This is a genomic window from Methylomonas sp. 2F7 (assembly GCF_057126975.1).
On sequence record NZ_CP195203.1, the window covers coordinates 484,297 to 505,386 of the forward strand.

The following is a 21,090-nucleotide window of genomic DNA, read 5'->3' on the forward strand; positions in this document are numbered from 1 at the left end:
GCTTTATTTGCCTTCGCTAGTCTCGTCCAATTGCTTTTCCATCGAACGGATGGCTTCCAGTTTTTCGCGCAGCAGTCTTGATTCTTCTTTCTTGGAACCGGCGGCGTCTTTGGTTTCCAGGACGTTTTGCACGGTTTTTTGTTTGCGTTCCAATGAGCCGAGTTTCCTTGATGCGCTGTTGATGCGCTTTAAGGCTTCGGTGTGAATGGCAACCAGGTGGCGCATCCGTTCGTCGCTCAAGCCCGAGGGCGGGATGCCGGCAATTTCATCCAGAATTTTGGGAATGTCGCCGCAGGCATCGGATAACAGGCGGCCCACCATCAAATGCAGTAACACTCCAATCTCGGGTTCGTCTTTTTGGCGTTTCACTAAAGACCGGCAAGTCTCGGTGCGACCCGCCGTGGTCATGTTGGCCAGGTTGTTGCCGAATTCCAGCAACTCGTCTATATCGGAATGCACCACCGGGGCGCTGTGAATGGTTGGAAAATGTTCCCTGACGCTGGAATCCACCTCGGCGCAGCCGCTGATGGCCAACAATGATGCGATCAGCGTCAATACGCGCATAAATAGTGACTGCATGTTCCTCAATTCTCCCCGTTTAACGGAATTTGAACCCGGATGCGGGCTCCTTGTTGGTCTTGACGGGCATCGATGACTTCGACTTTGCCTTGATGATTGGCGACGTATTCCTTGACGATAGCCAAGCCCAGGCCGGGGCCATCGCTATCGCCTGTATCACCAGCCTTGCCGCGATAAAACGGTTCGAAGATATGATCGCGTTCGTCGGCGGCGATTCCGGGGCCTTCGTCTTCCACTTCCAGTTCCATTAGCGTGCCTGCGTCGCGCAATATGACGCGAATTTCGCCGCCTTCCGGCGAAAATTTCACGGCGTTGGTCAGCAATTGTTCGATGATCGCACGCAATTGTTCGGGAATGCCGGAAATTTCCACCGGCCGTGCCAGCATGCGGATAGCAATAGCTTTACTGCTTAAAACGGGTTGAAAATCGTCAATGACGGTTTCCAGCAAATCTTTGATGTTGACACTTTCTTTGCGTTTGCTGTCGGGCAGGGAGTTGATCCGGCTGTAGCGCAGCAGTTCCTCGGATACGGTGTTTAACTTTTCGATATTGGCGCATAAATGCAATACCGTGTTTTCCCGCTTGCTGTTGGGGTCGTAGTCGGTTTCCCCGGCCAGCAGTTCGGCATCCTGGCGTAGGCTTGCCAACGGCAGCTCTATCTCGCGGGCGACGTTTTGCATAAATTGTTGCTTGGACACTTCCAGTTCCAGCAAATGGGTGCGCAGCCACTCCAAACGATTGCCCAGATAACGTAAATCCGACGGACCGTTGACCAGAATCGGTTCGGCCAATTCGCCCGCGCCCAAACGGCGTATCGATACGTCAAGTTGCCGCATCGAACGCGATAAAACGATCAACAGGATGGCGATCACGCTGAACGAAATTGCCAGCAATACCGCGCCCTTGACCAATAGACCATGCTCCAGCGATTCCGATAATTGGTGCAGTTCGTTGAATTCGTGATCGACGTGGTTTTCAAACTCGCGTGATAAGGTGGCGGCAGATTCGCGCAAACCCTGGAAAGCCTCGTCTATCGGCAATTCCAGATTGTTTTCGTCATCCGAGCCGATGATTTGTTGATAAATCAGGTTTTCCTTCTCGGATAATTCGTTGACCAGCAGTGCGATTTTGTTGTCGACATGCAATTTAAGCAAATCGCCTAACGCCTGTTTAAACGAGGCCCGCACTGTTTCGTAGGATTGCCGTTCGTAGGGTTGGCGCAGCGTCGGGTCGGACAGCAACACAAACAGCTTGGCCTTACGCTCTATATCGGAGGCTTTTTGTAAAACCAGGCGGATGGTTTTGGTTTGTTCGAAGACATGGGTGTTGACGGTGCGGCCCAGCGCCGAGGTTTCGCGCATGCCGAAAGCGGCGTACATCACGGCCAGAAACAGCGGAATCACCGCAATGACAAAGCCCAGGACGATCAGGGACTTTAACGATAAAAAGTTTTTAAATTTCATCCGTGTGCGAGAAGCAATAAATCACGCCATAGTATAGATGAAACGGCATGCTAAAAATTGGTCATAAATCCGTCACAAACGGCATCGCCTAGGGGCCAAAAGGCTGGCGATTGAAAATCGCGGGGTAAAAACCGAACACCCTGAGTTTAGAAAAAGGTGGTTGTGCGGCGGCTGCACAGGCGTTAATGCCGCTGGCGAGCACAAAAAATGCGATGGTTACCCATGTCGCCGAGAGGCGGAGCGGTCAACACGCGAGTTAGAGCAGGCGGTAGGCTGACGAACCGGATTCCGCAGTATGTGAAGTGAGCCTCCTCAGTATCGGCTAGCGAAACCGATCAAAGAGAAGGCCGAGTTGTAAGGTGAATGCTTGGATTGCATTTAGGCAAAATTGCGGGGCATCCTTATTCAGCCCATTCTTCGTCAGCCATCTCCGCGAAACGGCTGTTATCTTTAGCGGTTTTTTGTTTAAAAATGCGTTCCAGCAGCGGCGATAGGGGGCCGGTAATCTCTTGTTGTAACTCGGCGATGATTTCTTCAATGTCGGGGCCGCCTTTAACGATGACAGGATGCGCGCCCAATTTGATCAACTCATTGGTCGCCGTGCCGCCGACAGAACCGCAATAAACCATATCGCAGCCGGTTAACCAGGCCAGCTTGGGTTTTAGTTTGTCGTCATTCCCGTCACGTTGTTCCTTACCAAACGACTTGGCCGCCAAAGGCGTAGCGGTAGTGCCATCAATAGCATAAACATGAAATCCCAAGGATGACCCGAAATGCTGATTGACCATTTCCCCATCGGAACTTGCAAAAGCCACGATCAGCTTATCTGCGTCGACTTCAAGCTCCGCGACACTGTTTACATCGGCAAGTTGATTCATATGACACTCCTCAATAAAAATATTTGGGCCAAAGGACGACTAAGGCTAGGTCTTAAAATCGATGGTCTTTGGTGTTTTAATCCGCGCTCTGCCGAAGCCATTGGGCCGGGGCGGTAATCACAAACCGCGTTACTTGCGTTGCTGGTATTCCGCAACCAGCACTTTAATCTTTAGTCGCATAATGTCTTTCAGCATTTGTATTTTTCGGTCATGTTCCTGATGCGCAATATCGTAAATTTGTTTCCTGAGAGTTTCGTTACTATCCGCGGGTAGACTCAAGGACCATTCAGAAAAAAAGGCATCGTAGCCGTCTATCGTTTTGAGCAACTCAAACCTGAGCTTTTCTCGGTCTTGCCTGGGGATGGCCTTTAACGCTTCATCGATAAGCGCATCAAGATCTGATTTTTGTTGGTTGTTGGGAACGGGAAACGGGATGATTTCAGACATAAGCACCGTAAAAGAATGAGTAACCGAACATAGCATCGATTTTTGTATGGCTTGCTTAATTCATATTTCGCACCAATTTTTAAGTAATTGATTAATCAGTGAAAAAAGTTGTGGGTATATGTTGCGTTTGTAACAAATAAGACCCTGTTGAACCGTAGATGTTTGAATGACAGCGGTTGCACTCAATCAACTGCCGCAATCCGCTTGGAAATGTTAGTACTCCAGCAGGTGCAAATTGGCCGAACTTGCTCAGTCAGGATTGACGGCGTACGACCCCTAACCGGTCGGCCGCGTTACTCCAAAAGCCGGCCAGTCAGCCAAATCCAGATTCTCCGACTGGAGCGCTCAAAGCAGCCATTGATTGGCGACCTCATCCGGATAACTTGCAAGCACATCAGCACACTTGCCTGAATACGACCGTTGATAACTAAACGAGCACCTTCAGCATCCAACGAACGGGCAATTTCAAGACATACCCAGTCCACCACGGTATTGTGCGTGCCATGTCGTGGAAGATCAAATGTCGCGCAAGTACTCAACAACTACCAGCTTAAGCAGGTGGATTAAAACCACGGCTACCGCACATTCGTGCGAGCTAATGCCGCCTTTTGGAAAATCAAAAAAAGCGGCAACAAGTTTTTTGAGTAATATAAGCGTTTTCTGTAATTGTTTGAATGCGCTGTAGCGACACTTTCGATCTAACTCGTAAGCCAGAGAACTGACTTCATAGCCCATAGGAGAGGAAAACATGCAACCAAAATATCGTTTTCTGGCGATGTTATTATTGATCGCCGGTTTCCTGTCCGGCTGTGGATTGTTCGCCGTCCAAGAGCAGCACGAAAAAATCGCCAGTTATTGCCAAATCTACGGCTCGGTAAAACCGGAAATTGATAATGGCAAAAAAATGATCGTGGCGCTGTTTAAGGTCGCGGGGCCCGACATCCGGAATCCCAAGAACTGGAGCGTATTCGATCACTTTGTCGTCGATGGTCCCGGCAAGTGGTATTTTTCGACCGCGCCCGGCGATTACCGGCTGGGAGCGTTCAAGGACGTCAATGGCGACTTGATCTACCAGCTGGATGAACCGGTCTTTGCGCCGGTTCGCGGTGAGTTGATTCAATGTCGGGCGGGGGAAGTCAAAACCGGCAACGACTTAGTCATACCCGAGCAAGGCCGTTCCAACGCGGCAGCGCCAGTGGATATTTCCAAGTTGCAGGTACGTAGCGCCAAGCAACAGCTGGATATTTCGCTGGGCCAGGTGGCCCAGGTCGGTGCCATCGCGGCACTGGACGAGCCGCGTTTTGCCGACGCAGTCGCCGAACAAAGCCTTTGGAAGCCCCTGGATTTTTTGATTGAAGGCAATGCCGGCATCTATTTTCTGGAACCTTATTCCGCGCAAAAAATGCCGGTGCTGTTCGTGCACGGCATCAACGGCACGCCACTCAATTTCGATTATCTGATTCGTCATCTCGACAGGAGCCGTTATCAGCCATGGGTGGTTTATTATCCCTCGGGTGCCTATATCGATAATGTCGCCCGCTATCTCGATCAAATGCTGCAACAACTGCAGGCTCGGTATCAATTCGACAAAATGGCGGTGATTGCGCACAGCATGGGCGGCCTGGTGTCGCGCAGCTTCATCTTGAAACATTTGGAAACTGTCAATCATTTGGCCATTCCGCTGTTCGTATCGATTTCCACCCCCTGGAATGGCCACGCGGCGGCAAAATTGGGCGTGGATCATGCGCCCACGCCGGTTTATTCCTGGGAGGATTTGGCGCCTGGCAGCCGTTTTCTGCACGACTTGTTTTATACCGGCGAAGGCGCGGATAGTCAGCGTCGCAAATTACCGGAAACGATGTCGAAACATTTGCTGTTTTCATTCATCGAAACCGAGGCCGGCGACGGCACCGTGAGTTTGGCCAGCGAGTTACGCGCGGAAGCTCAGGAAGAGGCCGATCGCATCTACGGTTATCCGCACTCGCACATGGGCATACTCAATGCGCCGGAAACGGCGAACCAGCTTAATCGGTTACTGGATAGTGTGCGTTGAAAGCGGGTTCAGCCAGCCATTGTCCGAGCGAACAGCGTATGACCGCTGAATGACGACATCCCTGGCGTTATAACCGGGCCCCAGCCCCATCCCATTATTATCCGTAGCATCGAAAATTTAACTAAGAATGAGCTATATATAGAGACAGTCCTTTCCTCGATTAAAAAAGGAATTATTTATGGCCAGCAGCAAGAAGAAATCCAAGCAAGAAGGTTCCAGTTCGAAGGCAACGCTTGCCGGCAACATTGAATTTAAATCACGCGAGGAGCGACTTGCCGCCGGCAAATTGCTGCGCGACAAAGCACCGCGCACCAGCCACGCCGCTTGGCTGGCTCCAGCTAAACGCCGCGATCCGATTGACATCCTGGAAGAATCCAACCGGGACCGCTTGCCGGAATTGGTGCCGATTCGTTATGGACGCATGTTGCGCAGTCCTTTCACGTTTCTGCGCGGCTCGGCCGGCCTGATGGCTTACGATCTTGCCACTACGCCGACTACCGGTTTGCGCGTGCAAGCCTGTGGCGATTGCCATTTGCTCAATTTCGGCTTGTTCGCCACCCCCGAGCGCAACTTGGTGTTCGATATCAACGACTTCGACGAAACCTTACCCGCCCCCTGGGAATGGGATCTCAAGCGTCTGACAACCAGTTTCGCGGTCGCTGTCCGCGACCAACGTTTTAGTGACGAGGACGCGCAGGCCGTTGCTGTCGAATGCGTTCGAGCCTATCGCGAGCATCTGCGCGACTATTCGAAGATGACTCCCTTGGAAGTCTGGTACGACCGCTTGGATGCCAAGACGTTGATCGAGATGGCACCCGATGAAAAGCTGCGGAAAAAGCGCGAACAAATCGCCGAGAAAGCCAGACAAAGGGTCGGGGATCAACTCGCGCCCAAGATTGCAGCGACGGTCGGCGGTCGCCACCGTTTGCTCGATCAGCCGCCGGTACTGTTTCACATCCAGGATGAGGAGGCGGAGCAACTGATTCAGGAAGGCTTGGAAGCCTATAAAGCGTCGCTTGCCGACGAGCGCCGGGTGCTGTTCGAACGTTATCGCCTGGAAGATTTTGCCGGGAAAGTGGTGGGTATCGGCAGTGTCGGCACCCGCTGCATGCTGGGCTTGTTTTTCTCCGCCGAAAACCATCCTCTGTTACTGCAAATCAAGGAGGCCTGCCCGTCGGTGCTGGAACCCTATGCCGGCAAAAGCGGCTACGACAATCACGCTCAACGCGTAGTGGTGGGGCAGCGCTTGATGCAGTCCTCCAGCGACATATTCCTGGGCTGGGCCAGGTCGGCTCGCGGTCGCGATTTCTTCGTGCGCCAACTGCGCGACATGAAAATGTCATTGCCGATAGAAGGCACCACGCTGCAACAATTTAATATCTATGCCGAACTGTGCGGTTGGACCCTGGCGCGGGCGCATGCCCGCTCGGGCGATGCTGCGGCCATCAGCGGCTATCTGGGTAAATCGGATCGCTTCGACCAGGCGATTGGCGAGTTTGCCCTTGCATACGCGGATCAGAACCAGCGCGATTACGCCGCACTGGTGGAAGCCTTCAACTCAGGGCGGATTAAAGCGCTAATCGAGGAAGACGAATGATAGGCGCGAGACTTGGGTTTTGGATTGAGCGATAAGATGACCGAGAAAGCGGAAACAAATTGGGCGAGCGATTTTTCGCTGGTACAGGGCGGGCCGTTATTCCAGTTATTCGTCCGCTGCCGTTTAGCCACCGATGGCTTGGGCTGGCTGAAACGCAGGATATGGTTCTTGGTATTGCTGACTTGGCTGCCGCCGTTGATGCTTTCGCTGTTGTCCGGACAAGCGCTCGGCGGAACCGTGCGGATTTCCTTTCTGTACGATCTGGAAATGCATGTGCGTTTTTTAGTGGCTCTACCCTTGTTGCTGCTAACCGAATGGGTGGTTCACAGCCGGCTGCGGCCAGTGGTGCTGCAATTTATCGACCGAGGTATCATCACGCCGGAGAATCGCGCGGGTTTCGACGCCTGTATTCAATCGGCGTTGCGCTTACGTAATTCGTTGTCGATCGAGATCGGCCTGGTTATCTTGGTGCTGACGCTGGGGCATAGGCTTTTTTTCGAGCAGATCATCTTGAATACCAGCACTTGGTACGCGATTGGGATGACACCCAAATTACAGTTGTCCAGCGCGGGGTATTGGCTGGCTTACGTCAGTTTGCCGGTTTATCAATTTATTTTTCTGCGTTGGCTGTTTCGGATTGGCGTTTGGGCCTGGTTTCTCTGGTCGGTGTCTCGTTTGGAACTGTATTTGGTCTCGACACACCCGGACAAGGCCGGCGGCTTGGGCTTTCTTGACCAAAGCGCTCTGGCTTTCGTGCCTTTTCTGTTGGCTCAGGGAGCTTTGCTGTCGGCGATGATAGCGGAACGGATTTTGTACCAGGGGGTTGACCTCATGGCGTTCAAACTGGAAATCGTCGTCTCCGTAGTTTTTGTGTTGATTTTGGCGCTGGGGCCCTTGTGCGTGTTTGCCTCTACGCTGGCCAATGCCAGGCGCGAAGGCTTGCTAAGCTATGGTGCGCTGGCCAGTCGCTATGTCCGCGAATTCGATAACAAATGGCTTAGGGGCGGCGCCGATAGCGAGGAAAGCTTTATCGGCAGCGGCGACATCCAGTCTCTGGCGGACTTGAACAACAGTTTTGACGTGGTAAAGTCCATGCAATTGTTCCCATTTGGCAAACAAACCGTGATGCAACTGGCGGTGGTGGCGCTGTTGCCGTTGTTGCCGCTGTTGTTGACGATCATTTCCCTGGAAGACTTGGTGAAGCGGTTGATCGGTATTTTGTTGTGATTGCACGGCGTTGCATTGCAATGCGTTCATACTGGGAGGGATGGGTATCCTGTCGCATGGTGCTTTTCCCATCAATTGCCGAAGCGGTAGCGCGTGCAGGGTGAGGAGCAAAGCGCGAAAAAAGTTAAGATGGCTGATAAGTCTTAACTTTGATCTAAGGATCATGCTGAATATAAAAATTACAAATATCAGCTAAGTAGGTTTCCGTGAGTAATCAAAATAAACACCCGATAGTGGTTAACGAACTGGAACAGCACTTGCTGTTTCAGTCCTTGCTGGCCGAAATTTCGGCCAATTTCGTGCGAATTTCCTGCGATGAAGTTGATGGGGTCATTCAGGAAAGTCTGCGCCGCATCGCTGAAAACCTGGATTTGGGCCTTGTTGGCTTGGGCTTGTCAGCAGCGGACGGTCAAGATTTTTTCTCACGCTACCACTACGTCAGAGAATCGGACGTTAAACCTTGGGTCGGCGCTTCCTTGATGTCGGAAGCTCCCTATCTCGCCAAGACTTTGTTGGCCGGAAATCCCTTCGTCATGCATGATGTCGAGAAGTTGCCGCCCGAAGCCGCGATGGATCGCGAGGCCTATCTTCGCCATGGCGTCAGGGCCGACCTAGTGTTTCCCATTCTAATTGGCGGAAATTTGCGTGGCGGCATCGGCTTTGCATCCTCACGTCCACGGCCATGGCAGCCTAACGTCATGCAAGGTTTGGGTCTGATCGCGGATGTGTTTGCCAATGCTTTGGAGCGCAAATACCATTTGCATGAGCTGCAAAGTCGGGAAGAACAAATGCTGCTGGCATCCGAGGCAGCCGATGTTGGGCTTTGGGTTTGGAATATTGCATCGGATACCATCTGGGCGACGGATAAGGCCCGGAATCTCTATGGCGTATCGCCAGATGATGCGCTGAACATGCAACGCTTTTTGGTCTGCCTGCATCCCGATGATCGTGAACGTATCAAAAACGCGGTTGAACAGGTGTTTCGAAAAGGCGGCTCATTTAAGGAAGAGTATCGGGTGGTTCATGCCGATGGTAGCGAATATTGGATCTGCGTTACCGGCAAATGTCAATTCAGTGATTCCGGTCAGCCCGAACGCATCATGGGCGCCAGTTTGAATATAACCGAGAAACGGCGCGCCAACGACGAACTCAAGGCCGCGCTGGAAGAAATTCATAACTTGCAAGAAAGGATTCAGCACGAGAATGTTTATTTGCGTCATGAAATTGCCGATCGCAAGGGCTCAAAAATCGTCAATGGTTGCCAGGCAATACGGCGTATCCTGGAGCAGGTGCAGCAGGTAGCGGCAACGCCGGCTTCGGTGCTGATCAGCGGGGAAACCGGCACCGGGAAAGAGTTGTTGGCGCTGGCCATCCACGAAGCCAGTCCACGCAAAAACCGGTCTATGATTCAAGTCAACTGTGCAGCCATTCCTGCCGCATTGATCGAAAGCGAACTGTTCGGTCGCGAAAAAGGCGCATTTACCGGTGCGCTATCCAAGCAAGTGGGCCGTTTCGAACTGGCCAACGGCTCGACCTTGTTTCTTGATGAAGTCGGCGAATTGCCCCTGGATGCTCAGGCCAAGCTATTGCGCGTGTTACAGGAAAAAAAATTCGAGCGTCTTGGTAATCCAAAACCCATCACAGTCGATGTTAGGATCATCGCGGCCACCAACCGCAATTTGTCTCAAGAAGTCGCCGAAGGCCGTTTCCGCGAAGATCTTTACTATCGCTTGAATGTTTTCCCTATTCAGTTGCCTCCGTTGCGTGAGAGACGGGAAGACATACCCAAACTGGTCGAGACTTTCGTCCAGGAATTTGCCGCCGGTATGGATAAAAATATCGTTGCGGTGGATAAAAATAGTTTGCAGGGTTTGTGCCTTTATGACTGGCCCGGCAATATTCGAGAATTACGGAATGTTATCGAACGTGCCGTTATTCTGGCTAAAAGCCCTATTCTCAAAATTGCTTTGCCAATCGATGGCTTGGGCACTGTCTCAATGCCCTCGTCATCCAGTCTGGCTTCGCTGGAAGAAGTCGAACGCCAGCATATAACCCACGTACTGGAGGCTTGTGGTTGGCGAGTGCGTGGTCAAGGTGGCGCTGCCGCAATTCTGGGACTCAATCCCAACACGCTGGAGAGTCGTATGACCAAGTTGGACATACGGCGGCCAAGTTCCGGTTAGTAATATTTCGGGTTAACCACGATATTTCGGAGGGCATGGGCGAAAAAAAAGCTGGAAATCTTCCTCTGTATTTCTTGTAAGTGGCCGTTTCTTCATTAGTTTTTCTATCTCATTTGGTTTGATTTCAAAATGGCTCATATTCTGCATCGAATACGCCATGATCGAATTACACGTCATACTCAGGGCGCGGCCCAATCAAACTCGCAGCATGACTGCGGCATTGCAGGCGCTGGCAAAAAGCGCGCGTATGTTGCAGGGATGTGTGAATGTCGAAGTCTACAAAAACGTGGCTCAGCCTCGTTACCTTTGTTATGACGAAGTTTGGGAGTCTGAAACAGAATTGCGCCACATGATTGCTTCTCATCATTTCAGTCAGTTGGCTGCCTTGATGGAATTATCCAGCGAACCGCCATCCTGTGAGTTTCGCTTCATCAGTCAAACCTATGGACTCGGTTTTGCCGAGCAGGTTCGAGGTCATGACAATGTCTGACAGGCCACAGCCTCGAATGATGGCATATCGTATTTCCTCCGATGGCGATATTGAACTACGGGCGGCCGCCACAGAGGATGGATGGGGGCGGTGGCGAGGAATTCTCCACTTTTTCGGCCGTTTTCATGCGGCTAAAACCCTAGATGCAAGAACCCCATTCGTTGCCGTCGGCAATGCCGCCGACAAAAACCCAAGAGTGACAAGATGAAAGCGATTACCGTCGAATCCGAGCAAGCAAATACTGGTTTCCATAGGCGCAATGGCATTCTGTTGCGAGCCATGTTGATAGCCTTGGCGATGTTGCCTGCGGCTTGCAACAAGGAAGAGCCGCCAGCCAACAAAGTTCAGCCCCCTCCCGAAACGCCGGTTGTGCAGAGCGAGCCGACGCCACCGCCGCCGGCGACAGTCGTCGCGCCACCAGCCAAACCGCTGACGGATCTGGAATCGCTGGTGGCGCCGATTGCGTTGTATCCGGACCCATTGCTGGCAGAGCTATTGGTGGCTTCAACCTATCCGTTCGAGGTAGTGCAGGCAGCCAGGTGGCTGGAGACCAAACCCGATCTGGCCACACTCAATAGCAAGGATTGGGATGCCAGCATCATGCGGCTGGCCAGCGTGCCAATAGTGATCAAGATGATGAACGATCATCTGGACTGGACCACGCAACTCGGCGATGCCTTTCTGGCCAAACCCGGCGAGGTCATGGCATCGATACAAGCCTTGCGCAAGCGTGCCAAGGATGCCGGATTTTTGAAAGATACCCCGGAGCAGAAAGTCAGCACCGAGAAAGTTGCCAACAACAACCTGTCCACGGAAAAGATCAGCATCAAGCCCGCGAAAGCCGATACGGTTTATGTGCCGCAATATAAACCGGAAGTGGTTTACCAAGCGCCGCTGGCTCAGCCACCCGCAACAGTTGTTAATGTTAATGCTGCCGCGCCGAGCTATTACCCCAGCTACTATCCGCCAACCACTACCACCAGCTCCAGCAATGACGGGTGGATGAACTTTGCGACCGGTGCGGTGGTAGGCGGGTTGTTGACCTGGGGGATCATGGAATGGGCCGATGACAATCATGATTACGTCGGTCATTACTACGGCAATACTGTTTGCCACAGTGGTAATTGTTGGCATGGCGGTGGCGGATATTACGGTAGCAGGGCGTATTACGGCGATCGCGGTAACGTCAATTACAACAAAAATATCAATATCTCCGGCAACGAGATCAATGTCGATCGCAACGGTTATTTCAGTCAGAATAATTTGCAGCCCTCCCAACTGCCAGCCGGTTGGCAAGCCGACCCACGACACAGACGGGGACAGCCCTATCCCAAGGCGGCGCAGCAACGCTTGGGGCAAATCCAGCAACCGGCTTTAGCAGGGCAAAGGCTTGGCACGGCGCAAACCTTGCCGGCGTCGACCCGCGGCTTTGGCGAGGCCGGGCAGCGAACCTCGGTAGGAACCTTGCCCGCCGAGCGGCGGCCTTCCAGCACGGACATTCAACAGCAGCTGGCGCAAAAACCGGTCGCTAAGCCCCAGCCCCAACCTCTGCCCAAGGCAGCGCCTAACAGGCCAACAATCAACAGAGGGCAAACAGCTGGTGAAAATGCCTTGCATGGGCTAAGAACCCCAGGCCAAGCATCGCAACTGCAAAGTCAACGCGGAGCCAACAGTCGTGGCTTAGCCGCTAGCGGCGGATTTACCAAGCCGGCGCAAAACCAGTTGCCGCGTGCCCAGCAAGCTACGCAAGCGGCCAGGCCGAATGCGTTTGACATGCCGCGTAACACCAGCGCCACTCAGAGCTTTAGCCAGCGTGGCGCTTCCAGCATGCAACGCTCGGTGAGTGCCGGAAGTCAGCGAACCGCCGCTGGCTTTCAAGGCGGAGGCGGCAGACGTCGATGATGAATCCGTTCACAAGCATTTTTAATGGGCTGGGTAGTTTGGAGTCTGATTCGTTAAGCGTCCGCAAGCCAATATCCGCCGATTTCACTCAAGCTTTCCAGACCGAGGTTTTCTCCATGAATCGCAAAACCACACACATTTTGCTGGCGACCCTAATTTCAGCGCCATTATTCGCTCAAGCAGAAACACAGACTCCGGTAGCGGCCGCGCCTGTCGTGGCGAATGCTGCCGCGATCAAGAGTTTTTCCACGCCCGACGAAGCCGTCAAGGCGTTGCTGGAAGCCCTTACCAACCAGGATACCGCTCAGCTGACAGCGTTGTTCGGCAACCAGGAAGAGCAGTTGCTATCGTCAGGCGATGAAGTTCAAGATAACAATAACCGTGCGGAATTTGTCGGCTTGGCTCGGGAAAAAACGCGCATGGAAACCTTGGGCGAAGACAAAGCCGTCCTGCATGTCGGCAACAACGATTGGCCCTTTCCGATTCCGCTCGTCAAAACAGGCGAAAGCTGGCAATTCGATGCCGCTCAAGGCCGCCAGGAAATTTTGAATCGGCGTATCGGCCGCAACGAGCTCAGCACGGTCGCGGCGATGCGCGGCTATGTCGAAGCCCAATTCGAGTATGCCAATCTGGATAGGGACGATGACGGTGTATCGGAATACGCGCAAAAATTTAGCAGCGATCCGGGTAAATTCGATGGCCTGTTCTGGGAGGCCGGGGAAGGCCAGCCGCAAAGCCCGCTCGGGCCGCTGTTTGCGCAAGCCAAAGCCGAAGGTTACCAGGCCCCGGAAGCAACCGAACAACCTGCCCCGTTTCACGGCTATTACTACCGCATACTGACCCGACAAGGTGCGGCTGCGCCTGGCGGCAAGTACGACTACCTCATCAACGGCAACATGATCGCCGGCTTCGGCTTGGTCGCCTTTCCGGCTCAATATGGCTCATCCGGCATCATGACTTTCGTCGTCAATCATCAGGGTAAGGTTTATCAAAAAGATTGGGGTCCTAAAACCGCCGAGCTTGTGGAGAGTTTGAAGGAATACAACCCCGATTCGACCTGGCAGCCATTTCAGGCGCAGGAATAAGTCACTTTGGTTCTGGTTGTCGCAGCTTTCCCGGCAAGGTCAGGAAGCTTTCGGCATCCAGGCTCTATGGCGATTTTAAATTTTAATAGAGGACGAGATAAACCATGTTAAATCCAAACTTTATTCGGCTGGGCGTCGGTGTGCGTGGTATCGCGTTGGCGGGTCTGGCGCAGGCCCAGGTTCCCTATGGGCAAGCTCAAGCCGAGTGTCAGAGTATCGCCCAACAGCAAGCCGGCGCATCGGCCCCTACCCAACAACCGCAAGGCGGGCGTGCCAAGGGCGCGGCGGCCGGGGCTTTGGCGGGTGCCGCCAAAGGTAAGAGCAAGGCCAACCAATACGGCAATGTGTCCGATGAGGTAGCGGAGGAATATACCCGCAACCAGATGCAGGATGCGGCCAAGATGGGCGCCGCCGCCGGAGCCGCCAAACAACGCCGCCAATATCAGCAACAACAAGGTACTGCAACCGATGCCTATAACCAAGCATTCAATGCGTGCATGGCAGGCAAAGGGTTTGTTCAGTAATCCTTGATGTTCAACGTTTAGCCAGCAAAATGATTAGAGGGCGAATTGTTATTGCCACGGTCAAATAATTACGGGAAAACATATGAATTTGAATAAATTAAATTGTCTTGCTATAGCAATATCAATAGTTTTGACCGGTTGCAGCACGGTTCGTAGCGGCACCAACGACATCAAGGCTAATGTCGTGGAACCCGCGCCCGATGCCGGCTTTATCGAACACCCCGAGCGACAAAGCAAACGCGCCGATTTACCGTTTCAGAAAGTCTGGATCAAACCCGGCTTCGACAAATCGAACTATCGCGAACTGATCGTGACCCCGGTCAATACCCAATACATGGAAAAAATGGATTGGCTGCATAGCCTTAGCTCCGCCAATATCCTTGGTGACGTCAAAAAAGATACCGAAGAACTGGCGGTGTATTTTCGCCAGCAAGTCATCAAAAAATTCAGGGAAGACCCTAATCATCGCTTTATTTTGATCGACTATGCCAACCAACATCGCTTCCCGGCCTTGCAGTTGGAGATCGCACTGATCGAAGTCATGCCTTCCCAATCCATGCTGCACGCGCTGAGCTGGGCCGGGCCTCCGGGTACCGGAACTGCGGCAGGCGTCATCAACCAGCGTCGGGCCGCGTTCGAAGCGCGCTTGCGCGACGTGCAAACCGGCGAAGTGGTGGCGACATTTGCCGACCGCGATATGCAGGATGCCGGCCCGATAGACTTGACGCGTCTGACTTGGTATGGGCCAGCCAAAGGCATCATGGATCGTTGGGCCGAGCAATTCGTGCAGATCGCCAACCGTAAACCGGGTGAAATGGTGACCGATCCGACACCTTTTACGATAAGGCCGTTTTGATAGCGATGCCACCCTCCCACTCGTGCTAGGGGTGCTTTGCCTCGGCTAAGCATGGCGGTTGGTATGGTATTTGGTTGAGGTATTTAAGGAATGGAAGTTGAAAAAAATCGATGAAGAATGTTCACGTTAAATATAAAAATTTCTTTTTCCGATAATTATTAGCCGTACATTTTCATGATTAAAACAAGTATCCAACCCGCTATCGCGCATTTACCGACTGGGTTTTTAAAAGTTACCGCATTGGTTTTTGCCGCTTTGTTGATTCAGGGCTGCGCCACGCCGGTGGGTATAGCACCGGTTGATATTCAGACCGGTTATCGCTTGAATACCGAGAACGCCTTATCATCGGGAAGTCCTTCCGAAGCGTCAAAAATGGTGCTCAGACGCAATGGACTGATGAATAGGTTCGAAGACGAACCGGAAAAAGTGTTGGCGGACCTTCACGCCGAGCTTAAACCCAGCGGCGACGAGGACAAATTGTTCGCCTTGGCGGAGTTGTCCTTGCTGCATGGTCAAAAAACGGATGATCGTGCCTATTTTCTGGCCGCCGCAGTGTATGCTTGGTCGCTGTTGTCTCCGGGGGATAGTCAAACGATTCAGTTTGAGCCTTCCGACCCGCGCTACCGCTTAAGCTATGATCTTTACAATCATGCGCTTGCGCAAGGCTTGGCTAGCCCGGACGCCAATCAGTCGGATGAAGTCGAAGTCCAAATAAAGCCGGGAATCTATCCCTTGCCTTTCGGCACATTGGAATTGGCTATGGATGAAAGCGGCCTGTCTTGGGGCGGCTACAATCTCGAACATTTTATCTCGACGGCTTTCCTGGAAATTCAAGGATTCAGGAATCGATACCGTAGCCCTGGGCTGGGTTCCACGCTTGCGGCCAGCATTTCCAAAGAGCATTCCTCAGCCAACGTAGCGGGGGCCGACCGCTTGGGACCGCAAACGAAAGTACCCGTGACCTTGCTCGCGCGCTTGAATCACGCCAGGTCCGCCCTGGCGAACGGGCAAATCAAAGGCCAACTCGAGTTGTATGCCAATGATCACTCCAAAACGATTAGCGTAGATGGCCGCTCACAACCTCTGGAGATCGATCCTACCGCTGCTTACGCTTATCGGCTCAACGATAATCCCTTATACAGCATGGAGATTCTCAATTTTATCAAGGGAGGACTCTTTGCTGGAGCCATTCCCCAAGATCGAGCCAAGGATGGCTTGTTCACCATCTATCCTTATCGCCCAGGCAAGATTCCTTTGGTGTTGGTGCATGGCACGGCTTCCAGTCCATTGCGCTGGGCCGAAATGATCAATGAACTAGAAGGCGATCCATTAATCCGCGAAAAGTATCAGGTGTGGGTGTTTATCTACGATTCCGCCAATCCGATCAACTTTTCAGCCAGTGTCCTACGCGGTGCTTTAGAAAAAACCGTAAATGAATTCGATCCCGAAGGCAAGGATGCGGCACTGCAACAGATGGTAGTCATAGGTCATAGCCAGGGTGGTTTGTTGACCAAGCTGACGGCGATCGACAGCGGCGACCGGTTTTGGAACCTGGTTAGCGATACTCCCTTCGAGAATATCAAAGTCGGCCCCGATGTAGAGTCGCTGCTGAAACGTTCTCTATTCTTTAAACCTTTGCCATTTGTAAAAAGGGTCGTGTTCATCGCCACGCCGCAACACGGCGCCATGGCCGCCGCGTCCGAGTGGGTAACTGGCCTGGTCGCCAAACTGGTCACGCTGCCACAGACCATGTTGCGTGGTTTTGCCCAGGCGGCCGCAGCCAGCGGCGACGAAAAGTTACTGGCCAAATTGCGCAGACCGCCGACAGCGGCTGATAACATGAATCCCAACAATCCCGGCTTGCAGGCATTGGCCTCGATTCCGGTCACCGCCGTTCCGGCGCATTCGATCATCGCCGTAGATGGCGATGGTCCGAAGGAAGTGGGAGATGACGGCGTGGTGGCTTACCAGAGTGCGCATATCGACGAGGCGATCTCGGAAAAAGTGGTACGCTGGAATCACTCCTGCCAGGGGCAACCGGAGGTCGTCGAAGAGGTGCGCAGGATTTTGGTGGAGCATTTGGCGACGCTTTCAATGCCGACAACCTGACGCGCGCGCCGTTGGGCAATCGGCGTTGTCGATTCGGGATAAAAATCGATTACAGAATTCATCCAATACAATCAACCAAAGGCAAACGTATGAGCGCGGAAATCATCAGTCAATTTGACGGTATTGTGACCGTCAAAATCACGGGAAAATTGACCCACGCCGAATTAACCGCCTTGCAGCAAGAGGCATTTGGCATCATAGGCCGCGAAGGCGGTATCCGCGTTTTGATTATCTACGAGGATTTTCAGGGCTGGGCAAAGGAAGGAGATTGGGACGATGTATCCTTTCAAACTAAAAGCGACCCGTATATCAACAAAATGGCCTTGGTCGGCGACAAGCAATGGGAAGAACTGGCACTGATGTTTACCGGGCAAGGCTTTAGGGAGTTTGCGATCGAATACTTCGAGCCAGATGAGCTCGATAAAGCGCAGGCTTGGTTGAAAGAATATTAGGTTATCAGCATGCCAACGTCATTCAATCGATATTTACCCGTCCTCGGCGTTTTTTTTCTGGCCGCTTGTTCTAGTGTGTCAGTGAAAACGGACTACGATCAATCGATAGCTTTTGCGCAATACCGTAGCTATACCCTGGTGCTAAATGACGAATCGATAGGCTTGTCGCCATCCAGCGAAACGGCCTTAACAGAAACCCTGCGCAATCGGCTTGCGGCCAGGGGCGTTGTGGAAGCCCGTGAAAATGGCGATTTGCATATCGTGCGGCATATCGCCACCAAGGACAAATTGAGCATCAGTCAATCGAGTGCCGGAGGGCCTTATCGATACGGGCGCTATGGTGCGTGGGCCGGTGGACCGCAATATACCGAGGTGTCTCAATACACCGAGGGAACCTTAATACTCGATTTTGTCGATTCCAAAACCCGGAAATTGGTGTTCCGTGGCATTGCCACGGGAACCGTAGGCGATCCCAAGTCTAATGCCGCCAAGATCAAGGAAGCGGTGGAAAAAATCGTGGCCGGTTATCCGCGATCGCAAGGCGCCGAGTAACGAAGCTAGCCTCGCTGAGCGATTCTTACAGGTTTTTCGTTATTTCGGAGAAACTCCGATATTTCGTGGGCATGTCTCGGAGGTGTCCGCGGCTTATTTTTCTAATTTCACAGTAACCACTTGAATAGCAAGGATTAGCCCGACGGGTGCAATTATTACGGAAAGCGGCACGAATTCTGCGTTTGTAAGTGATGTGGAGTCACGGCTCGCGTTGGAGCTCGGTGCAAGATTTATTGAACAATCCAGGCCGGATTCGACTGTAAATCGGTTGCCTAAATTTTATTATTCACCAGAGAGCGAAATTATGAGACAGCATGTCTTTGCGATGGTCGGTTTGTCGGCTGTGATGCTGACCAACTGCGAAATCGCCGTTGCCAAAAACCAAACCAAACCAACCGAAGGTTTTGATCGTACTGTATTGCCCATCTCGGAACCTCAGCCCAGTCCGAACAGCGAACTCGACGTGCGCAACGCCAAGGCGCCGCCACGTTTCCAGGTGAAAGCGCCGGCCGGCGCGCCGAATGTGTTGCTGGTATTGCTGGACGACCTGGGTTTTGCTGGTAGCAGCAGCTTCGGCGGACCGGTGACCACTCCCACCTTCGAGCAAATCGCCAACGAGGGTTTGCGTTATAACAACTTTCACACCAACGCACTTTGTTCGCCGACCCGTGCCTCCATCAAGAGTGGGCGTAACCACCATGTCAACAACATGGGCGGGATCATCGAGATGGGTACTCAGTTTCCCGGCAATACCGGCCAGATTCCCAATAGCGTCGCACCGGTCGCAGAAATGTTGCGCCTCAACGGTTATGCGACTGCGGCATTTGGCAAATGGCACGAAACGGCCGCCTGGGAAGCCAGCATGGCAGGGCCTTTTGATCGCTGGCCGACCCGGCAGGGTTTCGACAAGTTTTACGGCTTTCTGGGCGGCGAAACCAATCAATGGGCGCCGTTCATTTATGACGGCACCAAACAGGTCGAGTTGCCGAACGACCCCAACTACCATTTCATGACCGACATGACCGATCAGGCCGTGTCCTGGATCAAGTATCAAAAGGCCCTGACGCCGGACAGACCTTTTTTTACCTATTTCGCCCCTGGGGCCGTGCACGCGCCGCATCACGTGCCCAAGGATTGGATAGCGCGTTGGCAAGGTAAATTCGATCAGGGTTGGGACAAACTGCGCGAAGAAGTTTTGGCTAGACAAATCGAACGTGGCGTAGTGCCGGCGGGTACCCAGCTGGCGCCTAGACCGGAGGCAATTCCGGCCTGGGATACGCTGTCGGCCGACGAAAAACGCTTGTATGCGCGGCAGATGGAGGTATTTGCCGGCTTTATCGATATGACCGATCATGAAATCGGCCGGCTGATCAAGGCCATCGAAGACATAGGCCAACTCGATAACACCTTGGTGCTGTTCGTCTACGGCGACAACGGCACCAGCGCCGAAGGTGGCCGCAACGGCATGTTCAACGAATACACCTACTTCAACGGGGTTCCGGAACAGGTCGCCGACATGCTCAAGCATCTGGATCAGTGGGGCGGACCGGAAACCTATCCGCACATGTCCGCTGGCTGGGCGGTGGCGCTGGATACCCCGTATCAATGGACCAAACAGGTGGCGTCGGATCACGGTGGCACCAAGGTCGGCATGGCGGTACGCTGGCCGAAAGGCATCAAGACCAAGGGCGAACAACGTACCCAGTTCCATCACGTGATCGACATTGCACCGACCATCCTCGAAGCGGCCGGCCTGCCCGAACCTAAAATCGTCAACGGCGTCAAACAGCGGCCGATGGACGGTGTCAGCATGCTTTACAGCTTCGACGATGCCAAAGCCAAAGAGCGCCATACCACCCAGTACTTCGAGATCATGGGAAACCGGGCCATCTATCATGAAGGTTGGTTTGCCCGCACCATTCACCGAGCTCCCTGGGAGCAACAAGTACGCCGTCCGTTGGCGGACGATATTTGGGAGTTGTACGACACCAAAAGCGACTTTAGCCTGACACACGATCTAGCGACGCAGAATCCGAAGAAACTCAAGGAACTGCAAGCCTTGTTCCTGAAAGAGGCCAAAAAAAACAACGTGCTGCCGATCGACGATCGGACTCTTGAGCGCCTCAATGCGGATCTTGTGCAGCGTCCCGACCTGATGGCGGGCCGCACCTCGCTGACCCTGGCCGAAGGCATGAGCGGCATGAGCGAAAACGTGTTCATCAACGTCAAAAACAAGTCCAAAACCATCACTGCCGAGCTCGATATTCCGGAAGGCGGGGCCAACGGCGTGGTACTGGCGCAAGGCGGCCGTTTCGGCGGTTGGTGCTTGTATCTGAAGGACGGGAAACCGGCTTACACCTATAACTTCCTGAACCAGAACCAATACACCATCAGTTCAGCGGAAGCTCTGCCGAAAGGCAAAAAAAAGCTGGTGTTCGAGTTCGCCTATGACGGTGGCGGTTTTGGTAAGGGCGGTAACGGTACCTTGTCGGTCGATGGCCGCAAACTGGCCGAAGGCCGTATCGATAAAACCCAGCCGATGGCCTTCTCCGCCGACGAAACCGCGGATGTCGGCATAGACGACGCTACGCCGGTCGTGGCCGGAATCGGCGAGGGCGCTAAGACCCGCTTTACCGGCAAGATCGAGAAAGTCACCATCGACGTGAAATAAACGGCTCGGAGTAGGTGTGTGT

The 21,090-nt window shown here is 53.1% G+C and carries 17 protein-coding genes; 13 read left to right on the plus strand and 4 right to left on the minus strand.

Features of this window, described 5'->3' with window-relative positions; translation table 11 throughout:
• Positions 1 to 3: 3 nt before the first annotated feature.
• From ACR64Q_RS02305 to ACR64Q_RS02320, 4 genes are all read right to left on the minus strand, one after another.
• Positions 4 to 579 carry a hypothetical protein gene (locus tag ACR64Q_RS02305; protein WP_483823264.1) on the minus strand — a complete coding sequence of 192 codons (576 nt, stop codon included), beginning with the start codon at positions 577 to 579 and terminating at the stop codon, positions 4 to 6.
• Positions 580 to 584: 5 nt separating this feature from the next.
• Positions 585 to 2,042: a sensor histidine kinase gene (locus tag ACR64Q_RS02310; RefSeq protein ID WP_020483257.1), complete on the minus strand. Its 1,458-nt coding sequence runs from the start codon at positions 2,040 to 2,042 to the stop codon at positions 585 to 587.
• 401 nt (positions 2,043 to 2,443) lie between these two features.
• On the minus strand, positions 2,444 to 2,920 hold the full coding sequence (locus ACR64Q_RS02315) for a NifB/NifX family molybdenum-iron cluster-binding protein (RefSeq protein ID WP_313733453.1): 477 nt from the start codon (positions 2,918 to 2,920) through the stop codon (positions 2,444 to 2,446).
• Between the two features lie 129 nt (positions 2,921 to 3,049).
• Entirely contained in the window at positions 3,050 to 3,367 is a 318-nt protein-coding gene (locus ACR64Q_RS02320) for a hypothetical protein (protein WP_313733454.1), read from the minus strand.
• 748 nt (positions 3,368 to 4,115) lie between these two features.
• Here ACR64Q_RS02320 and ACR64Q_RS02325 point away from each other — a divergent pair.
• The 13 genes from ACR64Q_RS02325 (at position 4,116) to ACR64Q_RS02385 (ending at position 21,068) form a co-directional block, all read left to right on the plus strand.
• Positions 4,116 to 5,420 carry an esterase/lipase family protein gene (locus tag ACR64Q_RS02325; protein WP_313733456.1) on the plus strand — a complete coding sequence of 435 codons (1,305 nt, stop codon included), beginning with the start codon at positions 4,116 to 4,118 and terminating at the stop codon, positions 5,418 to 5,420.
• Between the two features lie 178 nt (positions 5,421 to 5,598).
• Complete coding sequence (locus ACR64Q_RS02330) at positions 5,599 to 7,017, plus strand: DUF2252 domain-containing protein (RefSeq protein ID WP_313733457.1); 1,419 nt, start codon at positions 5,599 to 5,601, stop codon at positions 7,015 to 7,017.
• Positions 7,018 to 7,053: 36 nt separating this feature from the next.
• Positions 7,054 to 8,244 (plus strand): hypothetical protein, encoded by a 1,191-nt coding sequence (locus ACR64Q_RS02335; protein ID WP_313733458.1) that lies wholly within the window; start codon positions 7,054 to 7,056, stop codon positions 8,242 to 8,244.
• Positions 8,245 to 8,450: 206 nt separating this feature from the next.
• The gene (locus tag ACR64Q_RS02340) at positions 8,451 to 10,427 is read left to right on the plus strand and encodes a sigma-54-dependent Fis family transcriptional regulator (RefSeq protein ID WP_313733459.1); all 1,977 of its coding nucleotides are present in this window, start codon (positions 8,451 to 8,453) and stop codon (positions 10,425 to 10,427) included.
• A 157-nt stretch (positions 10,428 to 10,584) separates the two neighbouring features.
• Complete coding sequence (locus ACR64Q_RS02345; protein ID WP_313733460.1) at positions 10,585 to 10,917, plus strand: putative quinol monooxygenase; 333 nt, start codon at positions 10,585 to 10,587, stop codon at positions 10,915 to 10,917.
• Between the two features lie 204 nt (positions 10,918 to 11,121).
• Positions 11,122 to 12,819 carry a DUF3300 domain-containing protein gene (locus ACR64Q_RS02350; protein WP_313733461.1) on the plus strand — a complete coding sequence of 566 codons (1,698 nt, stop codon included), beginning with the start codon at positions 11,122 to 11,124 and terminating at the stop codon, positions 12,817 to 12,819.
• A gap of 116 nt (positions 12,820 to 12,935) precedes the next feature.
• The gene (locus ACR64Q_RS02355; RefSeq protein WP_313733462.1) at positions 12,936 to 13,904 is read left to right on the plus strand and encodes a DUF2950 domain-containing protein; all 969 of its coding nucleotides are present in this window, start codon (positions 12,936 to 12,938) and stop codon (positions 13,902 to 13,904) included.
• Between the two features lie 104 nt (positions 13,905 to 14,008).
• A complete protein-coding gene (locus ACR64Q_RS02360) occupies positions 14,009 to 14,428 on the plus strand; it encodes a hypothetical protein (protein ID WP_313733463.1) in 420 nt (139 codons plus the stop codon).
• Positions 14,429 to 14,510: 82 nt separating this feature from the next.
• Positions 14,511 to 15,284 carry a DUF3313 family protein gene (locus tag ACR64Q_RS02365; RefSeq protein WP_313733464.1) on the plus strand — a complete coding sequence of 258 codons (774 nt, stop codon included), beginning with the start codon at positions 14,511 to 14,513 and terminating at the stop codon, positions 15,282 to 15,284.
• 174 nt (positions 15,285 to 15,458) lie between these two features.
• Positions 15,459 to 17,393 (plus strand): esterase/lipase family protein, encoded by a 1,935-nt coding sequence (locus ACR64Q_RS02370; RefSeq protein WP_313733465.1) that lies wholly within the window; start codon positions 15,459 to 15,461, stop codon positions 17,391 to 17,393.
• 89 nt (positions 17,394 to 17,482) lie between these two features.
• Positions 17,483 to 17,845 (plus strand): SpoIIAA family protein, encoded by a 363-nt coding sequence (locus tag ACR64Q_RS02375; protein WP_313733466.1) that lies wholly within the window; start codon positions 17,483 to 17,485, stop codon positions 17,843 to 17,845.
• Between the two features lie 9 nt (positions 17,846 to 17,854).
• A complete protein-coding gene (locus ACR64Q_RS02380; RefSeq protein ID WP_483823265.1) occupies positions 17,855 to 18,397 on the plus strand; it encodes a DUF4136 domain-containing protein in 543 nt (180 codons plus the stop codon).
• A 304-nt stretch (positions 18,398 to 18,701) separates the two neighbouring features.
• Entirely contained in the window at positions 18,702 to 21,068 is a 2,367-nt protein-coding gene (locus ACR64Q_RS02385; RefSeq protein ID WP_313733468.1) for an arylsulfatase, read from the plus strand.
• Positions 21,069 to 21,090: the final 22 nt, after the last annotated feature.